Origin of the sequence: Streptomyces sp. NPDC017936, from assembly GCF_044328485.1 — a bacterium.
Lineage (GTDB): Bacteria > Actinomycetota > Actinomycetes > Streptomycetales > Streptomycetaceae > Streptomyces.
Genome location: NZ_JBIRHK010000003.1, coordinates 39,912 through 62,541 on the forward strand (window position 1 = coordinate 39,912; position 22,630 = coordinate 62,541).

Consider the following 22,630-nt stretch of genomic DNA (forward strand, 5'->3'; position numbering starts at 1 on the left):
GTCCGGGAGGTCGGTTGCCGTGGGTTCGGCGCGGTTGTACGCGGCCGTGGCGGCGGGGGGTTTTCGACGGTACGCGACCTATCGGGTGGCGACGGCGGCGGGGGTGTTCACCAACACCGTTTTCGGCCTGATCCTCGTCTACACATACCTGGCGTTGTGGGACGAGCGGCCGCACCTGGGGGGCTACGACCAGGCGCAGGCGGTCACGTTCGTGTGGCTGGGGCAGGCGCTGTACGCGACGCTGGCGATCCAGGGCGGCGGTTTCGAGATCGAGCTGATGGAGCGCATTCGCACGGGTGACGTGGCGGTCGACCTGTACCGGCCGGTCGACCTGCAGGCGTGGTGGCTGGCGCACGACGTGGGGCGGGCGCTGTTCCAGCTGCTGGGGCGCGGGGTGCTGCCGTTCGCCTTCGGGGCGCTGGTCTTCCCGACGGCGCTGCCGGACGATCCGGCGACCTGGCTGGCCTTCTCGGTGGCGCTGGTGCTGGCGCTGGTGGTCAGTTTCGGGATCCGTTTCCTGGTGGCGCTGAGCGGTTTCTGGCTGCTGGACGGGACGGGCGCGGTGCAGGTGATGATGGTGACGGGCATCTTCTGCTCGGGGATGACGCTGCCGTTGAACGCCTTCCCGGGGCCGCTGGGGGAGTTCGTGCGGGCCCTGCCGTGGGCGGCGCAGCTGCAGATGCCCGCCGACCTGCTGATGGGGGAGGCCGACGCGTGGTCCGTCTTCGCGTTCCAGGCGGTGTGGGCGGTGCTGTTGCTGGCGGCGGGGCGGGTGGTGCAGTCGGCGGCGACGCGGCGGGTGGTGGTCCAGGGTGGGTGAGCGCGGTCGTCTGCTGGAGGGGGTGCGCGCCTACGGGCTGATCTCGGCGATGTGGATCCGGTCCACGCTGGCCTACCGGGTGTCCTTCGCGATGACGGTGCTGGGCGGCCTGCTGGTGACGGGGCTGGACTTTGTCGCGATCTTGCTGATGTTCTCGCAGATCGACGCGCTGGGCGGGTACGCGCTGCCGGAGGTCGCCTTCCTGTACGGGCTGTCGGCGACGTCGTTCGGGTTCGCGGACCTCGCGATCGGTTCGGCGGGCCGGCTGGGCACGCGCGTGCGTGACGGCACGCTCGACACCCTGCTGGTGCGTCCCGCGCCGGTGCTGGCCCAGGTCGCCGCGGACCGGTTCGCGCTGCGCCGGGTCGGCCGGATCGTGCAGGGGGCGCTGGTGCTGGGGTACGCGCTGGTGGCGCTGGACGTGGACTGGACGCCGGTGAGGGTGCTGCTGGTGCCGGTGATGCTGGTCTGCGGCGGGGTGATCTTCTGCGCGGTGTTCGTGGCGGGGGCGGCCTTCCAGTTCGTGACGCAGGACGCGGCGGAGGTGCAGAACGCGTTCACGTTCGGCGGCCAGACGCTGCTGCAGTACCCGCCGACCGTGTTCGGCAGGGAGCTGGTGCGCGGGGTGACCTTCGTCTTCCCGCTGGCGTTCGTCAACTGGGTGCCCGCGGCCTACGTGTTGGGGCGGCCGTATCCGCTGGGTCTGCCGCAGTGGACGGCGTTCGCGCCGCCGCTGGTGGCGGTGGCGTGCTGCGCGCTGGCCGGGCTGGCGTGGCGGGCGGGGCTGCGGTCGTATCGGAGCACGGGAAGCTGAGGGTGGTCATGGATTCGGCGTTCATCGAGGTGGACCGCGTCGAGAAGGTCTTCGACGTGCGCAGGAGGACCGGCTTCCTGAAGCGGGAGGCGCGGCGGGTCCGGGCCGTCGACTCGCTCTCCTTCACCGTGGCGCGCGGCGAGATGGTGGGCTACATCGGGCCGAACGGCGCCGGGAAGTCGACGACGATCAAGATGCTGACGGGGATCCTCACCCCGAGCGGCGGCCGGCTGCGGGTGGCGGGCATCGACCCGGCGCGGGAGCGGACGCGGCTGGCGCACCGGATAGGGGTGGTGTTCGGGCAGCGGACGACGCTGTGGTGGGACCTCCCGCTGATCGACTCCTACCGGCTGATGCACCGCATGTACCGCATCCCCGCCGCCCGTTACCGCGGGAACCTGGACCGTCTGGTCGCCCTCCTGGACCTGTCGGGCCTGCTGGACGTGCCGGTGCGGCAGTTGTCGCTGGGGCAGCGGATGCGCGGTGACATCGCGGCGGCCCTGCTGCACGACCCGGAGGTGCTCTACCTCGACGAGCCGACGATCGGCCTGGACGTCGTCTCCAAGGCGCGGGTGCGGGAGTTCCTGCGCGAGCTGAACGCGGAGCGCGGCACGACGGTCCTGCTGACCACCCACGACCTGCAGGACATCGAGCAGTTGTGCTCCCGCGTGATGGTCATCGACCACGGGCGGATGATGTACGACGGTCCGCTGGCCGGTCTGCACGAGGCGGGCGGGAGCGAACGGACGCTCGTCGTCGACCTGGAGCGGGAGGTGCCGCCGATCGAGGCCGGACCGGCCGCCCGGGTGGTCCAGGTGGAGGGGCCGCGGCAGTGGCTGGCGTTCCCGGCGTCGGAGTCGGCGGCGCCGCTGGTGGCGCGGATCGCGGCGGAGTACCCGCTGGTGGACCTGTCGGTGCGGGAGCCGGACATCGAGGCGGTGATCGCCGAGATGTACGCCGGGCGGGAGACGGACCGCGAGGCGGAGCGGGGGACGGGCCGGGCGGAGGAGGCCGGTTCGGCGGCTTCCTGAACGGCCGGGCCCTTCCGTGGCCTTCGCGCGGGAGGAACTCGTAGGCTGCTGTGCATGACCGACGACGCAGTCCCGGCAGTCCCCGATCTCCGTGCCTCCGACGCCGACCGGGAGCGGGTCGCCGACGTCCTGCGGGACGCCCTCGCCGAGGGCCGGCTCGACATGGCGGAGTTCGAGGAGCGGCTGGAGGCGACCTACCGGGCGCGGACCTACGGTGAGCTGACGCCGATCACCCGGGACCTGCCGGCCGGCGGCGTGGTGCCGCCGGTGATCTCCCTGCGCAAGGAGGCCGCGGCGGACGGGAGTCGGGCCGCGCGGATCGTGGGCGGCGAGGGGTCGTCCACGTGGGCCGTGGCCGTGCTGTCCGGCTTCCAGCGCAGGGGGAGCTGGACCCTGCCCCGCCGCTTCACGTGCCTCGCCCTCCTGGGCGGCGGGGAGCTGGACCTGCGCGAGGCGAACTTCGCCGCCGGCGAGGTCGTGATCAACTGCTGGGCGGTCATGGGCGGGGTGAACATCATCGTGCCGCCGGGCGTCGGGGTCGACGTGCGGGGCATCGGCGTCATGGGCGGCTTCGACGCCGGGGAGGCGGGCGGCGCCGGCGACCCGGGCGCTCCGCGGGTGGTGGTGACCGGGTTCGCCTTCTGGGGCGGGGTCGGCGTCGAGCGCAAGCCGACCCGTGAGGAGCGGCGGCGGGCGAAGCTGGAGCGGCGCGAGGCCCGCGAGGAGGAACGGCGGGAACGGCGGGAGCTGCGGCGGGCCCGCGAGGAGGAGCGGCGGGAACGACGGGAACTGCACGGCGGCGACCCGCACGCCGGCCCGCACGGGCGGCGGGAGGAGCGGCGGGGGCACCTGGAGCACTGAACCGGCGCCGCCGCGCCGGCGGCGGGCTCCCTCACAGCCGGGCCGGCGCCGACCCCGTCAACTGCTCCGGCGCGATGGTCTCCGCCATCCTGCGGTACCCCTTGTCGCTGGGGTGCAGGTGGTCCCCCGAGTCGTAGTCGGAGCGCAGCCGCCTCGGGTCGTACGGGTCCCGCAGGGCCTCGTCGACGTCGGCGACGTCGTCGAAGACCGTGCCGGAGCGGATCTCCGCGTTGATCCGGCGGCGTACGTCCTCCCGGGCGTCGGTGTAGCCGCGGTGGCCGCGGAAGGGCATGAGGGTGGCGCCGACGACCTTGACGCCGTGGGCGTGGGCGCGGCGGACCAGGGTGCGCAGGCCGTCGATGACGGCGTCGGGGTCGGCGAGGTCGCGGTTGCGCAGGATGTCGTTGACGCCCAGGTCGACGACGACGACCCGGACGTTCGGCCGGCCGAGGACGTCCCGCGCGAAGCGGTCGAGCCCGCTGGGGTTCTCCGCGGGCTCGCCCGGCCCGGCGGCGAGGACCTGGTTGCCGCTGATGCCCGCGTTGACGACGCCGAGGCGGGGCGCGTCGCCGCCGGCGGCGACGACGGCGCGCAGCCGGTCGGAGAGCACGTCGGGCCAGCGGCGGTCGGCGTCCGGGGTGGAGGTGACGCCGTCGGTGAGGGAGTCGCCGAAGGCCACGACGGTGCCGTCGGCCTCGTCGCTGAGGACGTCCAGCGCGGTGAGGTGGCGCCAGGAGGTGCTCCGCCCGGTGTAGGCGGTCCCGGTCGGGTCCTCGGTGTGTTCGCCGTCGGCGACGTAGCTCGTCCGGCGGGCGTGGCGGTGGTGGGTGACCGGGCCGGCGGACTCGGGCGTGTAGGTGCTGACCAGGACGTCGGAGTCCGCCGGCACGGCGAGGGCGACGGCGTCGCTGACGGCCTGCCCGCCCGGCGGGACGACGAGCGTTCCCGCGCCGCCGAAGGTGAGCCGGCGCAGGGTGCCGGGGACCGCGGCCGGGCCGTCGCCGGCGGCGACGGCGAGGGTGGCTGCGGTGACGGTCAGCGGCCGGGTGCCGTACAGGTTGGACAGGGTGATGCGGGCGCCGGTCCCGCCGACGCTGGTGTGGACGACGTTGCGCACCGTGCGCCCGGCCAGGCCGCCCGTCCCGGTGTCCGGCTCGCCGCCGACGGGGGCGGCGGCCCAGGTGCCCACCCAGACGCCCGTCGAGACGGGGGCGGCGGGGAAGCGGGCCGGGCGGGGCGCGGCGCGGGGGTCGTCGCCGTCGTTCGCGGCGTCGGCCACGGTGTAGATGGCCGCGGACAGGCTCACGACCAGGGCGAGGATCGCGGCCAGCAGGGCGCGGTGCCGGGTGGGTGGCACCCCCGGGCTCCCGTCGTGACGCTCGGTCATGCGGGTGTGATTCTCCTCCGGCGAGGGAGCGGCGGGGCTCCGTCGATCAGGCCGGGAGGTCACCGTTGAACTCCCCCGTCTGACAGACGCCGGGAACTCCTGTTCCGTTCCGGGAGTCGGTCAGGCAGGGACAATGTTTGCGTCGGGGACGCGGGGGATCCGGAACGGGTGGAGTGGATGGATCGCACGGAAACGGAAGAAACCGCCACCGAGGGTCCTGCCGGCAGGGCCTCGGGCGGAGCGGCCGGCGGCGCGGGGCCGGCGGCCCGCGCCATGACCGTCTTCAGCGCCGCCGACGAGGAGCGCCGGCAGGGCGTGCGGCGCATGAAGCTCACCGCGACCGGGCTGCTGCTGTTCGTGGCCGTGGTGTACGCCCTCGCCGAGTGGGCCTCCCACCGGGGTGCCGGCGCCTGGGCCGGGTACGTGGCGGCGGCCGCGGAGGCCGGCATGGTCGGCGCGCTGGCCGACTGGTTCGCCGTCACCGCCCTCTTCCGGCACCCGCTGGGCCTGCCCATCCCGCACACCGCGATCATCCCCACGAAGAAGGACCAGCTGGGCGTCTCCCTGGGCGAGTTCGTCGGGGAGAACTTCCTCTCCAGGGACGTCGTGCGGCAGCGGCTGCGCGCGGTCGGCATCGGCAGCCGGCTGGGCGCCTGGCTGGCGGAGCCGGCGAACGCCGACCGGGTGACGGCGGAGCTGGCGACGGCCCTGCGGGGCGCGCTGACGGTCCTGCGCGACTCCGACGTCCAGGCGGTGGTCGGCGAGGCCATCAACCGGCGGGCCGGGGCGCAGGAGGTCGCGCCCGGCATGGGCAAGATGCTGGAGAGGATCGTCGCGGACGGCGGCCACCGCAGGGCCGTCGACCTGGTGGTGACCCGGGCGCACGACTGGCTGGTGCTGCACGCCGACTCCGTGATGGGCGCGGTGCAGGGCGGCGCGCCCGGCTGGACGCCGAGGTTCGTCGACCGCAAGGTGGGCGAGCGCGTCTACAAGGAGCTGCTGCGGTTCTGCGCGGAGATGCGGGACATGCCGTCCCACCCGGCCCGCGCCGCCCTCGACCGCTTCCTCACCGACTTCGCCTCCGACCTCCAGTCCGACTCCGACACGCGCGCGCGGGTCGAGCGGCTCAAGGGCGAGGTGCTGGGCCGGGGCGAGGTCCAGGACCTCATCGCCTCCGTGTGGACCGCCGTCCGCTCCATGATCGTCGCGGCGGCGGAGGACGAGCGCAGCGAGCTGCGGCTGCGGGTGCGGGCCGCCCTGCTCTCCCTGGGCAGCCGCATGGCCACCGAGCAGAAGGTCCAGGAGAAGGTCGACAGCTGGGTCGAGGGGGCGGCGGTCCACGTCGTCACGACGTACCGCACGGAGATCACCTCCCTCATCACCGACACGGTGGCCGGCTGGGACGCCGAGCACACCACCCGCAAGATCGAGGCTCACATCGGCCGTGACCTGCAGTTCATCCGCATCAACGGCACGGTGGTCGGTTCCCTGGCGGGCCTGCTGATCTACACGGTGGCGCGGGCGCTGGGGGCGTAGCGGCCGGCGCGGGCGGACCGCGGGGCCCCGGCGCGGGTCACCCCACCGGGGGAACCCGGCCGGTCCGGTCGCTTCGGGGCGTCGGCTGGGGGAATCCGGCCGGTGCGGTCGCTTCGGGGACGCCGGTCGGGGGAATCCGGCCGGTCCGGTCGCTTCGGGGCGTCGGCTGGGGGAATCCGGCCGGTGCGGTCGCTTCGGGGACGCCGGTCGGGGGAATCCGGCCCGTCCGGTGGCTCCGGTGGCACCGGCCCGGGAAATCCAGCCCGTCCGGCCGCCTCGGAAGCGCCGGTCCGGAAGAACCAGCCCGTCCGGCGTGTGAGGACGAGGCCCGTCCAGGGCCGAAGCGGGGGCCCGGGGTCGGCAGCCCCCGGCAAGGCCCGCACGAGCACCGGGCGCAAGGCCCGCACGAGCACCGGGCGCAAGGCCCGCACGAGCACCGGGCACCCCTCGACGAAGGGCACGTCAACCGGTCGACGGCGTAAAGCGGCAGCGCCCGGGCACCCGCGAAGACGTTCCGCTCACGGAGGAGGGAGCCCATGACAACCGCCGCGCAGGGTGCGACCGGCAGAACCGTCACCACCGACATACCGGCCCGGCTGGACCGTCTCCCGTGGTCCCGCTGGCACTGGACGATCGTGATCGGTCTCGGCACCGTGTGGATCCTCGACGGCCTCGAGGTCACGGTCGTCGGCAACATCGCGAGCCGCCTCTCGGAGCCCGGCAGCGGCCTGCCGATCTCCTCCGGCCAGGTCACCGGCATCGCGGCCGCGCTGTACGTGGCGGGCGCCTGCGTCGGCGCCCTCTTCTGGGGCCGGCTGACGGACATCTGGGGCCGCAAGAAGCTCTTCATGATCACCCTCGCGGTGTACCTCGCGGCCACCGCCCTCACCGCGTTCTCCTTCGACACCTGGTGGTTCCTGCTCTTCCGCTTCCTCACCGGCTTCGGCATCGGCGGCGAGTACGCGGCGATCAACTCCGCGATCGACGAGCTGATCCCGGCGCAGTACCGCGGCCGCGTCGACCTGATCATCAACGGCAGCTTCTGGCTGGGCGCGGTCGGCGGTTCGCTGCTGTCGATCCTCGCGCTGGACACGGACATCTTCGCGGCCGACGTCGGCTGGCGGCTGACGTTCGCCCTGGGCGCCGTCCTCGCCCTGGTGATCCTCCTCGTGCGGCGGCACGTCCCCGAGAGCCCGCGCTGGCTGATGATCCACGGCCGGGACGAGGAGGCGGAACGGATCGTCTCGTCGATCGAGCGGGAGGTGGAGGCGGAGAAGGGCGAGCCGCTGCCGCCCGCGGAGGGCGAGATCACCATCCACCAGCGCCGCAACGTCACGTTCCTGGAGATCGGCCGCACGGTCTTCGCCGACTACCGCAAGCGCGCCGTCCTCGGCTTCTCGCTCTTCATCGGCCAGGCGTTCCTCTACAACGCCATCACCTTCGGCTTCGGCGCGATCCTCACCCAGTTCTTCGACGTGCCGAGCGGCAACACCGGCTACTACTTCGCCGTCATCGCCCTCGGCAACTTCTTCGGCCCGCTGTTGCTGGGCAAGCTGTTCGACACGGTCGGCCGCCGGGTGATGATCTCCTCGACGTACCTGCTCTCCGGCCTGCTGCTGTTCGGCACGGCCTGGCTGTTCGACCGCGGTTCGCTGAGCGCGGCCACCCTGACCGCCTGCTGGTGCGCGGTGCTGTTCTTCGCGTCGGCGGGCGCCTCCAGCGCCTACCTCACGGTCTCCGAGATCTTCCCGATGGAGACCCGCGCGATGTCCATCGCCTTCTTCTACGCCCTCGGCACCGCCGCCGGCGGCATCAGCGGCCCCCTGCTGTTCGCCGACCTCACCGGCACGGGCAAGGTCGGCGACACGGTCCTCGCCTTCCAGATCGGCGCCGCGCTGATGTGCGCGGCGGGCCTGGTGGCGGCGTTCCTCGCGGTCCGTGCGGAGCGGCGCTCGCTGGAGGACATCGCCACGCCGCTGACGGCGGCGACGACGGAGCGGTCGAAGGTGACGGCCGGCGGCGGACGGGAAGCCGAGGGCCGCGCCACGGCGTGACCGGGGCGCCGTCGCCGCAGCCGTCAGCGGCGTGGCGCGACCGGCGCACCACGTCAGGACGACCGCGGCTGCCAGGCGCGGACGTCCACCGCTCGCCCACCCACCGGGGCGCCCCCACTCTTCGGGGGCGCCCCGGCCTGCCGTAGGGGCCTCACCCGCCGATGACGGGCGTCGACGGCGGGGAGACGCAGGTCACATCCGTCCGTGTCACAGGACGTCGGGCTGCCTCGTCCCAGGGGTGTAGCCACGGACGACCGCAAAGGAGCACGCCATGGACGCGCGACTGGACTACTTCGCCAGCCCGACCGCCGGCAAGGCCCTGAAGTACTTCATGTCGGCGGGCAGGACGCTCAAGGACTCGCCGCTGCCGGCCGCGACGCAGGAGCTGGTGGCGCTGCGCGTGAGCCAGATCAACGGCTGCGCCGCCTGCATCGACATGCACACCAAGGACGCCGCGGCGGCCGGCGAGAGCTCGGTGCGGCTGAACCTGGTCGTGGCGTGGCGGGAGGCCACGGTCTTCACCGAGGCCGAGCGTGCCGCGCTGGAGCTGGCGGAGGAAGGGACCCGGGTCGCGGACGCGGCCAGGGGCGTCAGCGACGAGGTGTGGGCGCGCGCCGCCGAGCACTACGACGAGGAACAGCTCACCGCCCTGGTGATCATGGTCTCCTTCATGAACGCGGTGAACCGGCTGAACATCATCACCCAGCAGCCGGCCGGCGGCTACGAGCCCGGACAGTTCCACTGAACGGCGCCGGCGACCGGGCTCGGGGCCCGGCGCGGACTCCGGGCCCGGGCCCGGAGGCGTCGGCGTGACCCACCGGTGATCCGGATGATCACGGAGGACGTCCGCGCCGGCGGGCGCGGCGGGTGGAAAGTGCACGGGGAAGGGACCCTCATGGACAAGGCCGAGGAGTTCGAGGAGCTGCGGCCGCTGCTGTTCTCGATCGCCTACCGGATCCTGGGCAGCGTGGGTGACGCCGAGGACGCGGTGCAGGAGACGTGGCTGCGCTTCGACGGCTCGGCGGCCCGGGTCGCGTCGGCCAAGGCGTTCCTGTCGGCCACGGTGACGCGGATCTCGATCGACGTGCTGCGCTCCGCGCGGGTGAGGCGGGAGGAGTACGTGGGCCCCTGGTTCCCCGAACCGCTGCTCAGCGATCCGTACCAGGATCCGGCGCGTTCGGCGGAGCTGGCCGACTCGGTGTCGATGGCGGCGCTGTTGCTGCTGGAGCGGCTCAGCCCACTGGAGCGGTCGGTGTTCGTCCTGCGGGAGGTGTTCGGCTTCGGGTTCGACGAGGTCGCCGCGGCGGTGGGACGGTCGCAGGCGGCGTGCCGGCAGCTGCTGGTACGGGCACGGCGGCACATGCGGGCCGGGCGGCCACGGTTCGCAGCGGACCGTCAGGAGCGGCAGGAGCTGGCGACGCGGTTCCTCGACGCGCTGAAGGACGGTGACGTGGGCGGGCTGCGGAACCTGCTGGCCGCCGACGTCCAGTTGGTCGGGGACGGCGGCGGCAAGGCCCCGCAGTTCGCCAAGGCCGTCAGCGGCGCCGAGAACGTGGCCCGGCTGCTCGCCTCCGTTTTCCCCCTGATGGCCCGGGTCGACGTGACGGTCGAGCCGCACGAGATCAACGGGCAGCCCGGTGCGGTCTTCCACGACCGGGACGGCAACGTGCTCACCGTCCTGGCCCTCGAGGTGCTCGACGGGCGGATCCGGACCATTCGCTCGGTGGTCAATCCCGACAAGCTCGGCCACCTCGGGCCGGTCGCCGACGCCTGGGCCGTCGACCGCGAGGTGAAGCAGGCCCGCCGACGGACGAAGTGACCTCGGACCGGCACGGGCCGCCCCGCTGACGGGCGGCCCGTGCCGGCGGCCACGGGGCGGCCGACGCGCCGGCTCGCCGAAGCCGCGCGGACTCGGCCCGGTGAACGGGGCTGTCCTCACGCCCCCGTCGTCGACCCCGGCCGCACGATCATCAGCACCGTCACCACCGCCCACAGCAGGTTGAACACCCCGGTGAACATGGCGAGCCGCACGGTCGCCTCGCGCGTCCCGGCGCCCTCCAGGAAGGTCTCCTGACGGGGCAGCACGAGCACCACGAGGACGATCGCGGCCAGGACGGTCAGCACGATCGACACGGTCAGCCAGGCGTCCCCCATCACCCCCATCGCGCCCGCCGTGAGGAACCCGAACACGGGGACGGCGATGCCGACGCCCGCGTACACCCGGCAGATGCGGTGCAGCAGGCCGACGGTCCCTGCCGCGCGCGGGTCGTCGGGGGCGGCGAGGGCGCGGCGGGCCGCGGGCGGGAACATGCTGGCCGCGACGGTCACGGGACCGACGGCGACGATCGCGGCGAGGACGTGGACGGCGAGGAGGAACTTGGTCACGGGGCGACGGTAGGCGGGCCGCCGATCACGGAGAAGTGGCGGGAGTGCCACGGACCGACGGATTCCCGCCAGGGCGCGGGATGCCAGGTCACGGGCGGGGGACGCCGGGGAGGCGCTGGTGGGGCCCTGGTGGGCGGGCTTGGCCGTGAGCCGTCGTACCCCTACCCTCTCGCCATGCACACCGTCGCCGTGCTGGCCCTCGACCGGGTCGTGCCCTTCGACCTGTCCGCCCCCATCGACGCCTTCGGCCGGGCGCGGCTGCCCGACGGCCGCGAGGCGTACCGGGTGCGGGTCTGCTCCCCGTCCCCGTCGGGCGAGGTGAGCGCGGGCGCGTTCACGGTGCGGGCGCCGTACGGGCTTCAGGCCCTCGCGGAGGCGGACACGATCGTCCTGCCGGGCGTCGAGGAACCGCCCGACCCGCTGCCCGACGGCGTCACGGAGGCCCTGCGCGAGGCGGCGGCGAACGGCACGCGCATCGCCTCGATCTGCGTCGGCGCCTTCCTCTTCGCCGCCACCGGGCTGCTCGACGGGCTGCGCGCGACGACCCACTGGATCGCGGCGCGCGACCTCGCCGAGCGCTATCCGAAGGTGACGGTCGACCCGAACGTGCTGTACGTCGACAACGGCCAGTTCCTCACCTCGGCCGGGGCCGCCGCGGCCCTGGACATGTGCCTGCACATGATCCGCGGGGACCACGGCTCGGCCGTCGCCGCGCAGGCCGCCCGCATGTCCGTCATGCCGCTCGAACGGGAGGGCGGGCAGGCCCAGTTCATCGTGCACGACCTGCCGCCGGCCCCCGCCGGCACCACCCTCGAACCCGTGCTGCGCTGGCTGGAGGAGCACTGCGGCCGCGATCTCACCCTCGACGAGATCGCCGCCCAGGCGGGCATGAGCACCCGCACCCTCAACCGCCGCTTCCGCGAACAGGCCGGGACGACCCCCCTGCAGTGGCTGCACCGGGCACGGGTGCGGCGCGCGCAGTACCTGCTGGAGACGACGGCGTACCCGGTGGAACGGATCGCCGCCCAGACGGGCTTCGGCTCCCCGACCGCCTTCCGGGAACGGTTCCGCCGAGTGGTGGGCACGAGCCCGCAGGGGTACCGGCGGTCGTTCCGGACGGGGTAGGGCGGGGCGGAGGGAGCCCCGGTGGGACCCCGGTGGGACCCCGGTGGGCCCCCTCCCCAGGAGCTCGGTCCCAGGAGCTCAGCCCCGGCGGTCGGCCACCGCCCACGAGGCCAGCGCGACGGCCCCGGCGACCCCGAACACCGACGGCCAGGCGCCCACCTTCTTGGCCAGCGGGTGCGACCCCGCGAAGGCGGCGACGTACGCCGCGCTCAGCGCCCCCGCGGCCTTCCCGCCGGCCCGCTGTCGCCACTGCTGCGCGGCGGCGGCCCCCGCGGCGGCCAGCACGACCCCGCCGAGCTGCCGCTTCTTCGTCCACCGCGCCACGCCGTACCCGCCGACGAGCCCGCCCGCGGCGATCACCGAACTGGGAACCCTGGCCATTCCTGCCTCCTCGAAGTCACCCCGAAGTCCTTCCGAGGCTATGCCCGGACCTGGGACTTCACCGAACCTGAGTCAGGGCTTGTCAAGTTTCCTCCCCCGAGCTATATAAGTACCTGTGAGGCATCGCACCGACAGTGTCTTCGAGAGGAGTGGACTGTGATGCTCATGCGAACCGACCCGTTCCGCGAATTCGACCGCCTCGCGCAGCAGGTCTTCGGCGCCACCACCGACCGTCCCACCGCGATGGCGATGGACGCCTACCGGTCCGGGGACGACTTCCTCGTCCACTTCGACCTCCCCGGCATCGACCCCGAGACGATCGAACTGGACGTCGAGCGCAACGTCCTCAACGTCCGGGCCGAGCGCCGTTCCCCCGCCCCCGAGGGCGCGGAGGTCCTGGTCGCCGAGCGCCTGACGGGCACCTTCACCCGCCAGCTGTTCCTCGGCGACACCCTCGACACGGAGCGCATCGACGCCTCGTACGAGGCGGGCGTCCTGACCCTGCGCATCCCCGTGGCCGAACAGGCCAAGCCGCGCCGCATCCAGATCTCGGGCGGCGACAGCGGGCGCAAGCAGCTGACCGACTGACCGACCGGAGTCCCCCTCCCCCTCCCGCCGCGCGTCCCGCGCCCCGGCCCCCCCCCAGGAGCGTGGGACGCGCGGCCCCCGCCCACCCCGGCGGGCCCCGTCCGTCGGCGAGGCCCCGACCCGGAAGGCCCCGCGTTCCCCGGAGGCCCCCGTTCCCCGGAGGCCCCCGTTCCCCGGAGGCCCCCGTTCCCCGGAGGCCCCCGTTCCCCCGTCCCCCAGAGGAGGAAAAGCCCTGCGATGACCGCGACGACGACCCGTCAGACGACGACCCCACGGGCGGCGACGGCCCCGCAGACGACGATCCCGCAGCCGACGAGGACTCCGCAGCCGACGAGGACGGTGATCCCCGGCCCGCAGCACGACCGTCCCCCGCACGCCCCGCACGACCCGGCCGTGCGCGACGCCGTACGCGACGCCGGACACGACGACGGCTGGACCGACCTGATCGAAGCGGTGCGGGAAGAGGGCCGGTACCCGACCGCCGCCGAGGCCGAACGCGTCACCCGTGTCGTCCTGTCCGCCCTCGGAGGCCAGGTCACCGGCGACGAGCGCGTGGACCTGGCCCGCGCGCTCCCGAAGGAGGCGGCCGGGGAGATCGCGTCCCGGATCCCCCTCGCCCGCCCGCAGCCGGCGGCCGGGTTCGTCGACGAGATCGCCGCCCGCACCGAGGGCGCCACCCCCGCCACGGCCCGCTGGGACGCCGGCTCGGTCCTCGCCGTCCTGCCCCGGCTGACCGGCGAGGACCTGATCGACCGCGTCATCGCCCACCTGCCGCCCGGCTACGCCCTCTTGTTCGGCCGCGCGGAACTGACCCCGGCCACCTCACGTCGACGCCCCTGACTCCCACCGCCCCCACCGGCCGCCGACGCCGTACGCACGACCGCTCGCTCGACGAGCCGGGCGACAATTCGCTGGCGCCGCCGGTGGGGGAGCGGAGAGGCTGTCCGGGCTCCCGCCCCCGAGTGACCAGGCCAGGCAGCCGAGTTGACCGAACCGACCGCGTACCTCACCACCCCCGACGGCGTCCGTCTCGCCTACCGCGACGACACCCCGGCACACCCGCACCCGACGGCGCCCCCCGTCCTCCTCCTCCACGGACTCGCCGGCCACCTGGGCGAATGGGACGACCTCACCGCCCGCCTCCTGGCCGACGGCCACCGCGTGGTGCGCCACGACGCCCGCGGCCACGGCGCGAGCACCCGCACCCCGGCCGACATGACCAGGGCGGCGGCCGTACGGGACGCCGTAGCGCTCCTGACCCACCTGTCCCTGCCCCCGGCGCTCCTGCTCGGCCAGTCCCTGGGCGGCCTCACCGCCCTGCTGACGGCGGCGGCCCACCCGTCCCTCGTCACGTCCCTCGTCCTGGTCGAAGCGGGCCCGGCCTGCCGCAACGCGGAACTCCCCGCACAGATCGCCGCCTGGATGGACAGCTGGCCGACCCCCTTCCCCTCCCGCCCGGAGGCGACGGCCTTCCTCGGCCACGAGGCCTGGGCCGACGGCCTGGACTGGCGCGAGGACGGCGGCCACGCCCGCGTGGACCGCGACACCATGGTCGCGGCGGTGAGCGAGCTCGCCACGCAGGACTACTGGCCGCAGTGGACGGCCCTGCGCTGCCCGACCCTCCTCGTCCGCGGCGAGAACGGGACGACACCGGAGGACGAGGCCGCACGGATGCTGGCCCACCGCCCGACCCACACCCAGGTCGTCACCGTGAGGGACGCGGGCCACGACGTACACCTGGACCAGCCACGGGCGCTGTACGAAACGGTGACGTCCTTCCTGCGAACGAGCCTCACCGACGACGCCCCGGCGTCCCCCGAGCACACGCACCACGAGGGCCACCCCCGGGACCGGTGACCCTCCCCCAGCCCTACGCCGGCACCGCCGCCCCCAGCGCAGACGGGCGGCCTCGGGATCACCCGATGCCGAGGCTCACGCGGACTTCCTCTTCAAACCATTCGCGAGTGGCGGACACAGACCCGCACAGGTCACCCCCGCTACTGCACGTGGAACTGAAGGAACTTCACCCAAGCCTCAGCCGACAGCGATACCCGAGGTCCGCCCAGCACTTTCGAATCCCGCACCAGCACGCCTTCGGGCACGAATGCGGCCTCCACGCACTCGGTGGCATTGCCGCCGCTGTACGAAGACTTGAACCAGGCAGGCTCGGATATGGGCTGAGGGCCGACGGACATTCACAGCTCCTTGCGGGCGCGGTGGATCATTGCGGAGGAGGCCTCCATGTCCAACGCTTGTGCGCGGAGGTACTCGAACGCAAGTCTGTACCGCGAGAGTTCCTCGTCCTTCTCCAGGAAGAGGGAGCCCGTGTGGAAGTCGACGTACACCACGTCGAGGCTGGGTTCCGTCCCGCCGAGGATGACGAAGCTGCCCAGTGCGGCGGCGTGGGCGCCTTGGGCGAAGGGCAGTATCTGCAGTGTGATGTGGCTGGACTCGGTCGCTTCGAGGAGCCGGTCCAGTTGTTCCCTCATCGTCCCCGGTGACCCGACGACCCGGCGGATCACCGACTCGTCGAGGATCGCCCACAGGTGCGGTGGGTTCGGGCGGCTGAGGATCTCCTGCCGTTTCATACGGATGTCGACCAGCCGCTCGATCTCCGCGGGATCCAGGGGAACCTCGTTGGCCTTCTGAAGGGCCGTGCTGTACGCGCGCGTCTGCAGCAGGCCGGGGACGTACACACAGGAGAAGTGGCTTTCGCGTACCGCTTCGTCCTCCAGTGTGAGCAGCAGATTCATGCTCTCCGGGATGGAGTCGGCGAAGGAGCTCCACCATCCCTGCTGCTTTGCCTCCTTCGCCAGGCGCACAACGGCCTGCCGTTCGGCATCGGTTGCCCCGTACTCACGGCACAGCGCATCGATGACGATCCACTTGACCGGTCCCGACTGCGTCTCGTACCGGCTGATCGTGGCCTTGGAGACTCCGACGCGCCGCCCCGCCTCCTCCAGGGTCAACGCCTTACGGGCGCGCAACTTGCGCATCATCGCGCCCAGTTGGCGACGCCGTGTGGTGGTGCGTTCGGACATGCGGCTCCTTCACCAAGGGGGCGGGCGGCGGCCCGGAGATCCTGAACAGGCTAGGCAGCCGACGGGTAGCGCCACCATGTGATTCACCCGATGGATTCTCATGAGAAGTTACACAGTGAGACTTCTCTATGCCATGCTCCCTCTCGGATCGCTACGCAGAGCAGCCGTACGGACACGGCAGGTGCAGCGCCTGTGTGGCACGGGAGGGAGGAATGGCATGCCTGGCTATGAGGTGACCGGACCGCGGCTCCGCTGCGTCCTGCCGTTCGAGGCGGTGCCAGCGGAAGTGCGCCTCCTGCGGAGAGCAGCGGTGAAGCAGCTCAGCCGCTGGGGGACACCAGTCGCCGTCGACGAGGCGGAACTACTGGTCACTGAGCTGGCCACGAACGTCGTCAAACATGTCGGTGAGGGCGCGTCGGCGACCCTGATCCTTGAATGGCGAGGCGAGCGACTACGGCTCGAAGTCCACGACAAGAGCCCCGTCGGACCCTCGCTCAGGACAGCTGACTGTGACGACGAGTGCGGCCGGGGCCTGCATCTGCTCGCCTCGCTGTCCGTGGACTGGGGCACCGTGCTCACCGCGGCCGGCAAGGCGGTGTGGTGTGAGCTCGCCCTCGGCGATGAGCAGGGGTGCCGGCGCATCGAGCGAGCAGCCGAAGCGCTTGAGATGTACCGGGCGGCCAACCGATCACCCGTTCTCGGAGGCGGAGAACGGGCGATCGGCCTGGAGGAGTCCGCCATCGAGCTGATCGCGGATCTGCTCCACTGGACCACTGCCCGAGGCCATGACCCGGACGACATCCTCGACCGCGCACAGATGCACTACGAAGCCGAATCGAGCGCTGCCTGAAGCCCTGACCCTCAGCCGCTTGTGATCGAGGCGTACGAGGTCACGTCGGCGGGAAGTTCGTGGTGGAGGTCCCAGGTGATCGCCATGGGCTTGCTGCCGGTGTGACCGGCGTATGTGGCTGGTCCCAGAAGCATCCACGGCTCAGCCTTGCCGATGCTGTTGCGCTTGTAGCGGCGCAGGAACAGGAGGACGTGGCTCCCCTGCTGCACATGGTGCTGGTAGCGCAAACCCGTTGCCGAGTTCTCCGGAGTCGTGCTCTGAGACTCCCAGTGGAAGCGGGTCGAACTGATCGCATAGTCCTTGTAGCGGACCGTGGGGGAGAAGTCGCGCTCGTCTTTCTCCAGGGTGATGAGGAGTGCGTCGGTCTTGAGGTCATCCACCCAGCGCACCCCCTGACCGAAGTCTCTGGGCATCTGGCCGCCCAGTCGGGCCACTCCGAGGGCGGAGAGGATTTCGGAACGGTTGTAGGCGCTGTGGATTTTCAGAGGAACACGAGCGAGTGGACCTTCCAGGGGGAGAGGGAAGTGGTCAGCTGCGTCGAGGGCGTACGACAGGACCTGCCGAAGCTCGTCGCGAAGCGCTGGCTGAGCACGCAACGACTCAAGGCCCTGTTGGTAGCTCGAGTAACCACCGGCGTTGTCCCACAGGTTGAAGAAGAGCATGCGGGCGTAAGCCTGCTCCTCCGGGGTGAGGGAGCCGTAGTCGGGGGCGTCGTCCGCCAGTAGGTTCAGATACGCCTGGACCCGTTCGAGGTCGTCGACGTGGAGGAAGGCATGAACCCGCTTGAGGAGCTCTGCTTCGCCAGACGGAGCCTGTTCCGGGAGGAATCCTCCTTTGCGTAGCACCTTGGTCCAGGAGTTGTCGCTTTTGTAGAGCTCCTGGATGTCTCGTCGGCTCTCCCGCAAGTAGTCGGCCAGCCGCGGAGTGTCGTAGGCCTTGGCTTCCTTGGCCAGAGTGGTGATGGTGGCTTTGAGCTGGGTGCGGATGTTGTCGAGGACGAGGTCCTTGGACTTGCCCTCCAGGATGATCTGGCAGCCGGACGGCAACTGGGGGAAATCGCGCTCGATGCTGTCGATGAGGCGGTTGCGGGAGAGGTTGGTCAGGGCCCGGAACTGCTCCTCGAAGCGGAACTCCGCCCGGTGCTGGCCGATGAAGTCGAGCACCGTCAGTACCGGCTTGTTCGGCGTGCGGCGCAGCCCACGCCCGAGCTGTTGGAGGAAAACGGTGGCACTGTTCGTGGGCCGGAGGAGCAGCAGCGTGTCGACGTCCGGGATGTCCAGGCCTTCGTTGAACAGGTCGACGGAGAAGATCACCTGGATACGGCCAGCCTTGAGGTCCTCAAGGGTTCGCTCACGCACGTCGGGTGTGGAGTCACTGTCGAGGGCTGCTGTCTGGAACCCGGCGCGGCGGAAGCACTCCGCCATGAAGTGTGCGTGTGCCTTGGTCACACAGAAACCGAGCGCCCGCATCGCGGCCGGGTTGGAGACCTTGTCCTCGACCTGCTTGATGACGATGCGTGCCCGAGCCTCGTCACCCGTGAAGAGACTGCCGAGCTGGTCCCGATCGTAGGTACCCGCTCGCCAGTTGAGACGGGTCAGATTCGTACCGTCTGGGAGGCCGAAGTAGTGGAAAGGGCAGAGGAGGTCGTTCTCCAAGGCTTCCCAAAGCCGTAGCTCCGCGGCGATGCGGCCGTCGAAGAACTCATCCTGCACATTGCGCCCGTCCATCCGCTCCGGCGTTGCCGTCAGGCCGAGCAACTCCTTCGGCTTGAAGTGGTTGATGACCCGACGGTAGGTGTCGGCGGTGGCGTGGTGGAACTCGTCGATGACGATGACGTCGAAGTGCTCTGGATCGAGCTGCTCAAGCCGCTGGAGGTTGAGGGATGGGACGCTGGCGAAGACGTGCGTCCAGTTCTGCGGTTTCTCACCACTGTGCAGCAGTTCACCGAAGGAGGCATTGTCCAGAACTTCCTGGTAAGTCCGCAGGGACTGCCGCAAGATTTCTTTACGGTGGGCCACGAAAAGGAGCCGCGGGAGCGATCCGCCGAGTGAGTCGCGCATGGTGCGGTAGTCCAGCGCGGCCATGACGGTCTTACCCGTTCCTGTCGCCGCGACCAGGAGATTGCGGTGGCGGTTGCGGACCTCCCGTTCAACGTGTAGGCGCTCCAGCATGTCCTTCTGGTGGGGGAGCGGATGCACTTCGAGACCAGACAAACTGATCCTGAGGTCGCCGGCCGGTCCACTGCCACCCGCCTGAGCCAGCGCGTCGTCCAGGCGTTTGCCATCCGTGTCAGGGTCGTACGTCTCGAACGCCGGGTCAGCCCAGTAGGCATCGAACGTCGCCTCGAACTTGTCGAGCAGCCTGGGCGTGGCGACCGAAGACAGTCGTACGTTCCACTCCAGACCGTCGAGCAGCGCGGCCTTCGACAGGTTGGAACTGCCCACGTACGCCGTGTCGAAGCCGGTGTTGCGCCGGAAGAGCCAGGCTTTGGCGTGCAGGCGGGTGGACCTGATCTCGTAGTTGACCTTCACCTCAGCGCCGAACTTGCGCACCAGCCGGTCCAAGGCGCGGCGATCGGTGGCTCCGATGTAGGTGGTCGTGATCACCCGGAGCGGAACACGGCGTTCCCTTGCAGCCCGTAGGGCGTCCTCAAGTACACGTATGCCGTGCCACTTGACGAATGCGCACAGCAAGTCGATGCGGTCTGACGTAGCCAGTTCCGCCCTCAACTCGGTGCCCAAGCTGGGATCGTCCGGAGCATTGGTGATCAACGCTGTCTCAGAGAGGGGGGTAAGGGGTCTGATGGCGTAGACGCCCGGTGCTTCTTGCTCCGCTAGGGCCAAGAGCTGCCGAGGGCCGTCGGCGATCGGTGTCACAGCCTCGTCCTCGTCAGAATTTGGCACGTTGGTGATCAGCGACCGCATGATCTGGTTGGCTGCGGCGACCTGCTTGTCATGGGGCAGCTGGTCCAACCGCCGACCTACCGCTTCACCGATGTAGCGGGCCAAGACATGCGCCGAAGACCCTGCGCTGACCTCCGCGTGGAGGGGTTTCCAACCGGCCGCGTTCAGCTGATCAATCTGTACCTGCATGCCTTCGGTGATGAGCTCTTCGTACACACCCGCTACCGGCTGTGACAGATCTCCTGGCTGAACCACCCTCGCCTCCTCGATCAACTCTCGAGCCACGAGTTCTAGCAGCAGCCGTCGGCGAGAGAGAGGGCGGTGCTCGGCTGTGGGCGCTGGCCGGTCGCCGTGCGAATCTGACGTGACACAAGTGATCGCCTTCGATCAGTATGGCCCGATGGGCGAACGAGTGATCGGTCACATAGGTGGCGTCGTACCTGGTGAGTTCTTCCCTGACCGAGTCGCAGTCAGGGACGCCAAGCTGCACAGCGACAACATGCGGGGCATCTCGCGACTGAAGGACGAGGACGGCGTCTACGTCGCCGACGCCATCGTGCTCAACGGCGGGTACGTGGACGACGAGGATGGCTGGACGTGGATTCGGTACACAGGCGCGTCGCCTGATAAGGAGAAGGCTAAAGACGGTAAGTCGCTGCTGCAGAGCCAATCTTGGGACTACCGGGACAACGCGGCGCTTAAGCTCAGCTATGAGCGCGGCCACCACATCCGGATTGTCCGGGGACATAAGGGTGACGAGCGGTACTCTCCGGGTAAGGGGTACAGGTACGACGGCCTGTATGAGATCACGGCCATCCGCACTGCGATATCCAAAGTGCCAGCCCCAGACGGTTCGCCCATCGAGATCTGTCAGTTTGATCTGGAGCGCCTCCCCGCTCCAGAGCAGGAGCTAACCGCTGCTGAGCGCAGGATCGCCGAGGCGCTGGGGCAACAGGAAGTGCTCCTGGATCCGGAGGCGGACACCGCGGACAGCGACCACGACGATGACGACTCGCCGGAGCTCGACGAAGCGGAGACGTTCCCGCCGACGCGCGCCATCCGTGTCCAGCGCATCGTGCGGGACACCGCCACAGTGCGGCGTATCAAGGCGCTTTACGACCACGAGTGCCAGATGTGCGGGTTGCGCTTGGTCGGCCCGGACGAGAAGCCATACAGCGAGGGTGCGCACATCAAGCCTCTGGGGTCGCCCCACAAAGGCCCTGATGTTGAGCGCAACATCCTCTGCCTTTGCCCTAATTGTCACGTGCGATTGGACATTGGTGCCGTGGTCATTGCAGACGATTGGTCCATCGTCCCGCGTGCGGGAATGTTCGGCGACGGATTGCGGGCGAAGCTCAAGATGCATCGGAAGCACAAGGTGCATGAGGAGTATGTCCGCTACCACAGGGAGTTGTGGGGGGAGGGCAGTGGCCTCGGCTAACTCGCCCCGTCACCGGTAAGCCCCTCTGGACTCGGCCAGGACGCCGCCCTCACGCCAGGTTCCCCACCCTCAGCCCCCGAACAAGCACAGCAACACCCCCACACCAGGTAGCTGTACGGACTGAATGACGCCCGGGTTCGCACTACGACCATGCGGCGTGGAGCCGTGGGGGTGTACCGCACCACCACCTCGTCCTTGACCCGCAGCAGGTGCCGGTCGGCGTTCAGGGGGACGCGGAGGTCGTAGGCCGGCCACCCTGCGGCAAAGACCACGGCGAAGGTCAGCCACGGCCGGGTCACCGCAGGCTGACCGGAGCGGTGCGGTCCGCCTTACAGGTCCGTGTTCCCGTGGCACCCCTCGTAGGCCCGTCCCGACCCGCACCAGCAGTCGGTGCCCCTCTGCGGGGGCCAGGTCACCGCTCGGCCGCGGGCCGCCAGCGTCGTCGCGTACTGGGGCAGCAGGGTCGCGTCCTGCGGGGACGCCCCCTCCGAGGCCGCGAAGGCCTCGTACGACGGGACGGTGCCGGTGACGATGCCCAGGTTCGGCGTGCCGGACGCGGACAGTTCGCGCAGGGAGCCCTCTATCGCCGCCAGGTGCTCCTCGTGCGAGGGGTACTCCGCCGCGAGCGACGGGTAGGCGGCCAGCAGCTCCGCCAGCTCGCCCGCCGGCCAGTGCAGGACCGCCACCGGGAAGGGGCGGGACAGGGCCTCCCGGTACGTCCCCAGCTCGGCACGGAGGCGGAAGATCTCCGCCTCCAGCTCCAGCGGGTTGTCGGAGCCGAGCGACCACACCCGCTTCGGGTCGTGCAGCTCGTCCAGGGAGACCGGGGACGAGTGGAGGGCGTCCGCCAGGGCGTCCCACTCGTCGTGGCCGGCGCCCAGCATCCGCCGTACCCGGTGGCGGCCGAAGAGGAGCGCGTGGGTGGAGTACGGGGGCTCCGCCACGTCCGTCAGGAGCAGCCGCGCGGCCTGCGTGAACGTCTCCTGCGCCGCTTCCAGCTCGTCGTGGGACTCCAGGGCCTCCGCGACGATCACCCAGGGGGCCGGGTCGCGGGGGGCGGCGGCCCGGATGCCGTCGATGATCGCTCGCGCCTCCGCCTCGTGACCGTACTCCCAGAGGTTGGAGGCCTTCAGGGCCCGGACCAGGTGGGGGTTCTCCAGGCCGTCCGGGGAGGAGGACAGCAGGCGGTCGTAGAGCGCGGTCGCGGCGGGGCGGTCGCCGGACAGTTCCAGGTGGGCCGCGGCCTGCAGCAGCAGGGCCTCGGCGTCCTCGGGATACAGGCCGGCGGTCCGCTCCAGGCGTGCCGCTTCGGTGGTGTGGTCGACGTTCTCGGCAGGCGTGTCGGGGCGCATGCACGACACCGTACTGCCCGCCGGTGACAAAGGAGAGGGAGGCCGTCGGCCAGGGGCCGGG

21 protein-coding genes are annotated in these 22,630 nt (G+C 71.2%); 14 read left to right on the forward strand and 7 right to left on the reverse strand.

Annotated features, from left to right (window positions below; translation table 11 throughout):
* The first annotated feature begins 19 nt into the window (after positions 1 to 19).
* The 4 genes from ACH4F6_RS06870 to ACH4F6_RS06885 are packed head-to-tail and all read left to right on the forward strand — an operon-like array spanning position 20 to position 3,526.
* Positions 20 to 820, forward strand: coding sequence for an ABC transporter permease (locus tag ACH4F6_RS06870; RefSeq protein ID WP_397958848.1), 801 nt, complete (start codon positions 20 to 22; stop codon positions 818 to 820).
* Between the two features lie 49 nt (positions 821 to 869).
* Positions 870 to 1,634: an ABC transporter permease gene (locus ACH4F6_RS06875; RefSeq protein ID WP_397959319.1), complete on the forward strand. Its 765-nt coding sequence runs from the start codon at positions 870 to 872 to the stop codon at positions 1,632 to 1,634.
* A gap of 8 nt (positions 1,635 to 1,642) precedes the next feature.
* On the forward strand, positions 1,643 to 2,665 hold the full coding sequence (locus tag ACH4F6_RS06880; RefSeq protein ID WP_397958849.1) for an ATP-binding cassette domain-containing protein: 1,023 nt from the start codon (positions 1,643 to 1,645) through the stop codon (positions 2,663 to 2,665).
* Between the two features lie 54 nt (positions 2,666 to 2,719).
* Complete coding sequence (locus tag ACH4F6_RS06885) at positions 2,720 to 3,526, forward strand: DUF1707 domain-containing protein (protein ID WP_397958850.1); 807 nt, start codon at positions 2,720 to 2,722, stop codon at positions 3,524 to 3,526.
* 31 nt (positions 3,527 to 3,557) lie between these two features.
* On the opposite strand, the gene ACH4F6_RS06890 is transcribed toward ACH4F6_RS06885, so the two are convergent.
* Positions 3,558 to 4,913 (reverse strand): SGNH/GDSL hydrolase family protein, encoded by a 1,356-nt coding sequence (locus ACH4F6_RS06890; RefSeq protein ID WP_397958851.1) that lies wholly within the window; start codon positions 4,911 to 4,913, stop codon positions 3,558 to 3,560.
* Positions 4,914 to 5,090: 177 nt separating this feature from the next.
* Between ACH4F6_RS06890 and ACH4F6_RS06895 the strand changes: the two genes are divergently transcribed.
* The 4 genes from ACH4F6_RS06895 to ACH4F6_RS06910 all read left to right on the forward strand — a co-directional run bounded on the left by ACH4F6_RS06895 (position 5,091) and on the right by ACH4F6_RS06910 (position 10,322).
* Positions 5,091 to 6,449 (forward strand): DUF445 domain-containing protein, encoded by a 1,359-nt coding sequence (locus ACH4F6_RS06895; protein ID WP_397958852.1) that lies wholly within the window; start codon positions 5,091 to 5,093, stop codon positions 6,447 to 6,449.
* Between the two features lie 536 nt (positions 6,450 to 6,985).
* A complete protein-coding gene (locus ACH4F6_RS06900; protein ID WP_397958853.1) occupies positions 6,986 to 8,503 on the forward strand; it encodes an MFS transporter in 1,518 nt (505 codons plus the stop codon).
* Positions 8,504 to 8,774: 271 nt separating this feature from the next.
* The gene (locus ACH4F6_RS06905) at positions 8,775 to 9,248 is read left to right on the forward strand and encodes a carboxymuconolactone decarboxylase family protein (protein WP_397958854.1); all 474 of its coding nucleotides are present in this window, start codon (positions 8,775 to 8,777) and stop codon (positions 9,246 to 9,248) included.
* Positions 9,249 to 9,398: 150 nt separating this feature from the next.
* Complete coding sequence (locus ACH4F6_RS06910) at positions 9,399 to 10,322, forward strand: RNA polymerase sigma-70 factor (RefSeq protein WP_397958855.1); 924 nt, start codon at positions 9,399 to 9,401, stop codon at positions 10,320 to 10,322.
* A gap of 116 nt (positions 10,323 to 10,438) precedes the next feature.
* On the opposite strand, the gene ACH4F6_RS06915 is transcribed toward ACH4F6_RS06910, so the two are convergent.
* Positions 10,439 to 10,888 carry a hypothetical protein gene (locus ACH4F6_RS06915; protein ID WP_397958856.1) on the reverse strand — a complete coding sequence of 150 codons (450 nt, stop codon included), beginning with the start codon at positions 10,886 to 10,888 and terminating at the stop codon, positions 10,439 to 10,441.
* Positions 10,889 to 11,062: 174 nt separating this feature from the next.
* Between ACH4F6_RS06915 and ACH4F6_RS06920 the strand changes: the two genes are divergently transcribed.
* The gene (locus ACH4F6_RS06920) at positions 11,063 to 12,013 is read left to right on the forward strand and encodes a GlxA family transcriptional regulator (protein ID WP_397958857.1); all 951 of its coding nucleotides are present in this window, start codon (positions 11,063 to 11,065) and stop codon (positions 12,011 to 12,013) included.
* Positions 12,014 to 12,091: 78 nt separating this feature from the next.
* Here ACH4F6_RS06920 and ACH4F6_RS06925 read toward each other — a convergent pair whose 3' ends face one another.
* Entirely contained in the window at positions 12,092 to 12,394 is a 303-nt protein-coding gene (locus ACH4F6_RS06925) for a hypothetical protein (RefSeq protein ID WP_397958858.1), read from the reverse strand.
* 159 nt (positions 12,395 to 12,553) lie between these two features.
* On the opposite strand from ACH4F6_RS06925, the gene ACH4F6_RS06930 reads away from it, so the two are divergent.
* From ACH4F6_RS06930 to ACH4F6_RS06940, 3 genes are all read left to right on the forward strand, one after another.
* Positions 12,554 to 12,982, forward strand: a complete 429-nt coding sequence (locus ACH4F6_RS06930; RefSeq protein WP_397958859.1) for an Hsp20/alpha crystallin family protein — start codon at positions 12,554 to 12,556, stop codon at positions 12,980 to 12,982.
* Positions 12,983 to 13,219: 237 nt separating this feature from the next.
* Positions 13,220 to 13,822, forward strand: a complete 603-nt coding sequence (locus ACH4F6_RS06935) for a DUF2267 domain-containing protein (protein WP_397958860.1) — start codon at positions 13,220 to 13,222, stop codon at positions 13,820 to 13,822.
* Positions 13,823 to 13,966: 144 nt separating this feature from the next.
* On the forward strand, positions 13,967 to 14,839 hold the full coding sequence (locus ACH4F6_RS06940) for an alpha/beta fold hydrolase (RefSeq protein ID WP_397958861.1): 873 nt from the start codon (positions 13,967 to 13,969) through the stop codon (positions 14,837 to 14,839).
* A gap of 140 nt (positions 14,840 to 14,979) precedes the next feature.
* Here the strand turns inward: ACH4F6_RS06940 and ACH4F6_RS06945 are convergent, their stop codons facing one another.
* Both ACH4F6_RS06945 and ACH4F6_RS06950 read right to left on the reverse strand, forming a co-directional pair.
* Complete coding sequence (locus tag ACH4F6_RS06945) at positions 14,980 to 15,177, reverse strand: DUF397 domain-containing protein (protein ID WP_397958862.1); 198 nt, start codon at positions 15,175 to 15,177, stop codon at positions 14,980 to 14,982.
* A complete protein-coding gene (locus ACH4F6_RS06950) occupies positions 15,178 to 16,023 on the reverse strand; it encodes a helix-turn-helix domain-containing protein (protein ID WP_397958863.1) in 846 nt (281 codons plus the stop codon).
* 217 nt (positions 16,024 to 16,240) lie between these two features.
* Here ACH4F6_RS06950 and ACH4F6_RS06955 point away from each other — a divergent pair, with 217 nt between their 5' ends.
* Positions 16,241 to 16,873 carry an ATP-binding protein gene (locus tag ACH4F6_RS06955; protein ID WP_397958864.1) on the forward strand — a complete coding sequence of 211 codons (633 nt, stop codon included), beginning with the start codon at positions 16,241 to 16,243 and terminating at the stop codon, positions 16,871 to 16,873.
* Between the two features lie 11 nt (positions 16,874 to 16,884).
* Here the strand turns inward: ACH4F6_RS06955 and ACH4F6_RS06960 are convergent, their stop codons facing one another.
* Positions 16,885 to 19,965, reverse strand: a complete 3,081-nt coding sequence (locus tag ACH4F6_RS06960; RefSeq protein ID WP_397959320.1) for a DUF3427 domain-containing protein — start codon at positions 19,963 to 19,965, stop codon at positions 16,885 to 16,887.
* Between the two features lie 184 nt (positions 19,966 to 20,149).
* Here ACH4F6_RS06960 and ACH4F6_RS06965 point away from each other — a divergent pair, with 184 nt between their 5' ends.
* Positions 20,150 to 21,217 (forward strand): YDG/SRA domain-containing protein, encoded by a 1,068-nt coding sequence (locus tag ACH4F6_RS06965; RefSeq protein ID WP_397958865.1) that lies wholly within the window; start codon positions 20,150 to 20,152, stop codon positions 21,215 to 21,217.
* A 329-nt stretch (positions 21,218 to 21,546) separates the two neighbouring features.
* On the opposite strand, the gene ACH4F6_RS06970 is transcribed toward ACH4F6_RS06965, so the two are convergent.
* Positions 21,547 to 22,569, reverse strand: a complete 1,023-nt coding sequence (locus ACH4F6_RS06970) for a hypothetical protein (protein WP_397958866.1) — start codon at positions 22,567 to 22,569, stop codon at positions 21,547 to 21,549.
* Positions 22,570 to 22,630: the final 61 nt, after the last annotated feature.

Excerpts from the sequence above, each read along its gene's own strand:
- ACH4F6_RS06875 (WP_397959319.1), top strand. The coding sequence starts at position 870 with ATGTGGATCCGGTCCACGCTGGCCTACCGGGTGTCCTTCGCGATGACG.
- ACH4F6_RS06880 (WP_397958849.1), top strand. The coding sequence starts at position 1,643 with ATGGATTCGGCGTTCATCGAGGTGGACCGCGTCGAGAAGGTCTTCGAC.
- ACH4F6_RS06885 (WP_397958850.1), top strand. The coding sequence starts at position 2,720 with ATGACCGACGACGCAGTCCCGGCAGTCCCCGATCTCCGTGCCTCCGAC.
- ACH4F6_RS06890 (WP_397958851.1), bottom strand. The coding sequence starts at position 4,913 with ATGACCGAGCGTCACGACGGGAGCCCGGGGGTGCCACCCACCCGGCAC.
- ACH4F6_RS06895 (WP_397958852.1), top strand. The coding sequence starts at position 5,091 with ATGGATCGCACGGAAACGGAAGAAACCGCCACCGAGGGTCCTGCCGGC.
- ACH4F6_RS06900 (WP_397958853.1), top strand. The coding sequence starts at position 6,986 with ATGACAACCGCCGCGCAGGGTGCGACCGGCAGAACCGTCACCACCGAC.
- ACH4F6_RS06905 (WP_397958854.1), top strand. The coding sequence starts at position 8,775 with ATGGACGCGCGACTGGACTACTTCGCCAGCCCGACCGCCGGCAAGGCC.
- ACH4F6_RS06910 (WP_397958855.1), top strand. The coding sequence starts at position 9,399 with ATGGACAAGGCCGAGGAGTTCGAGGAGCTGCGGCCGCTGCTGTTCTCG.
- ACH4F6_RS06920 (WP_397958857.1), top strand. The coding sequence starts at position 11,063 with ATGCACACCGTCGCCGTGCTGGCCCTCGACCGGGTCGTGCCCTTCGAC.
- ACH4F6_RS06925 (WP_397958858.1), bottom strand. The coding sequence starts at position 12,394 with ATGGCCAGGGTTCCCAGTTCGGTGATCGCCGCGGGCGGGCTCGTCGGC.
- ACH4F6_RS06930 (WP_397958859.1), top strand. The coding sequence starts at position 12,554 with ATGCTCATGCGAACCGACCCGTTCCGCGAATTCGACCGCCTCGCGCAG.
- ACH4F6_RS06935 (WP_397958860.1), top strand. The coding sequence starts at position 13,220 with ATGACCGCGACGACGACCCGTCAGACGACGACCCCACGGGCGGCGACG.
- ACH4F6_RS06945 (WP_397958862.1), bottom strand. The coding sequence starts at position 15,177 with ATGTCCGTCGGCCCTCAGCCCATATCCGAGCCTGCCTGGTTCAAGTCT.
- ACH4F6_RS06950 (WP_397958863.1), bottom strand. The coding sequence starts at position 16,023 with ATGTCCGAACGCACCACCACACGGCGTCGCCAACTGGGCGCGATGATG.
- ACH4F6_RS06955 (WP_397958864.1), top strand. The coding sequence starts at position 16,241 with ATGCCTGGCTATGAGGTGACCGGACCGCGGCTCCGCTGCGTCCTGCCG.
- ACH4F6_RS06960 (WP_397959320.1), bottom strand. The coding sequence starts at position 19,965 with ATGCAGGTACAGATTGATCAGCTGAACGCGGCCGGTTGGAAACCCCTC.
- ACH4F6_RS06970 (WP_397958866.1), bottom strand. The coding sequence starts at position 22,569 with ATGCGCCCCGACACGCCTGCCGAGAACGTCGACCACACCACCGAAGCG.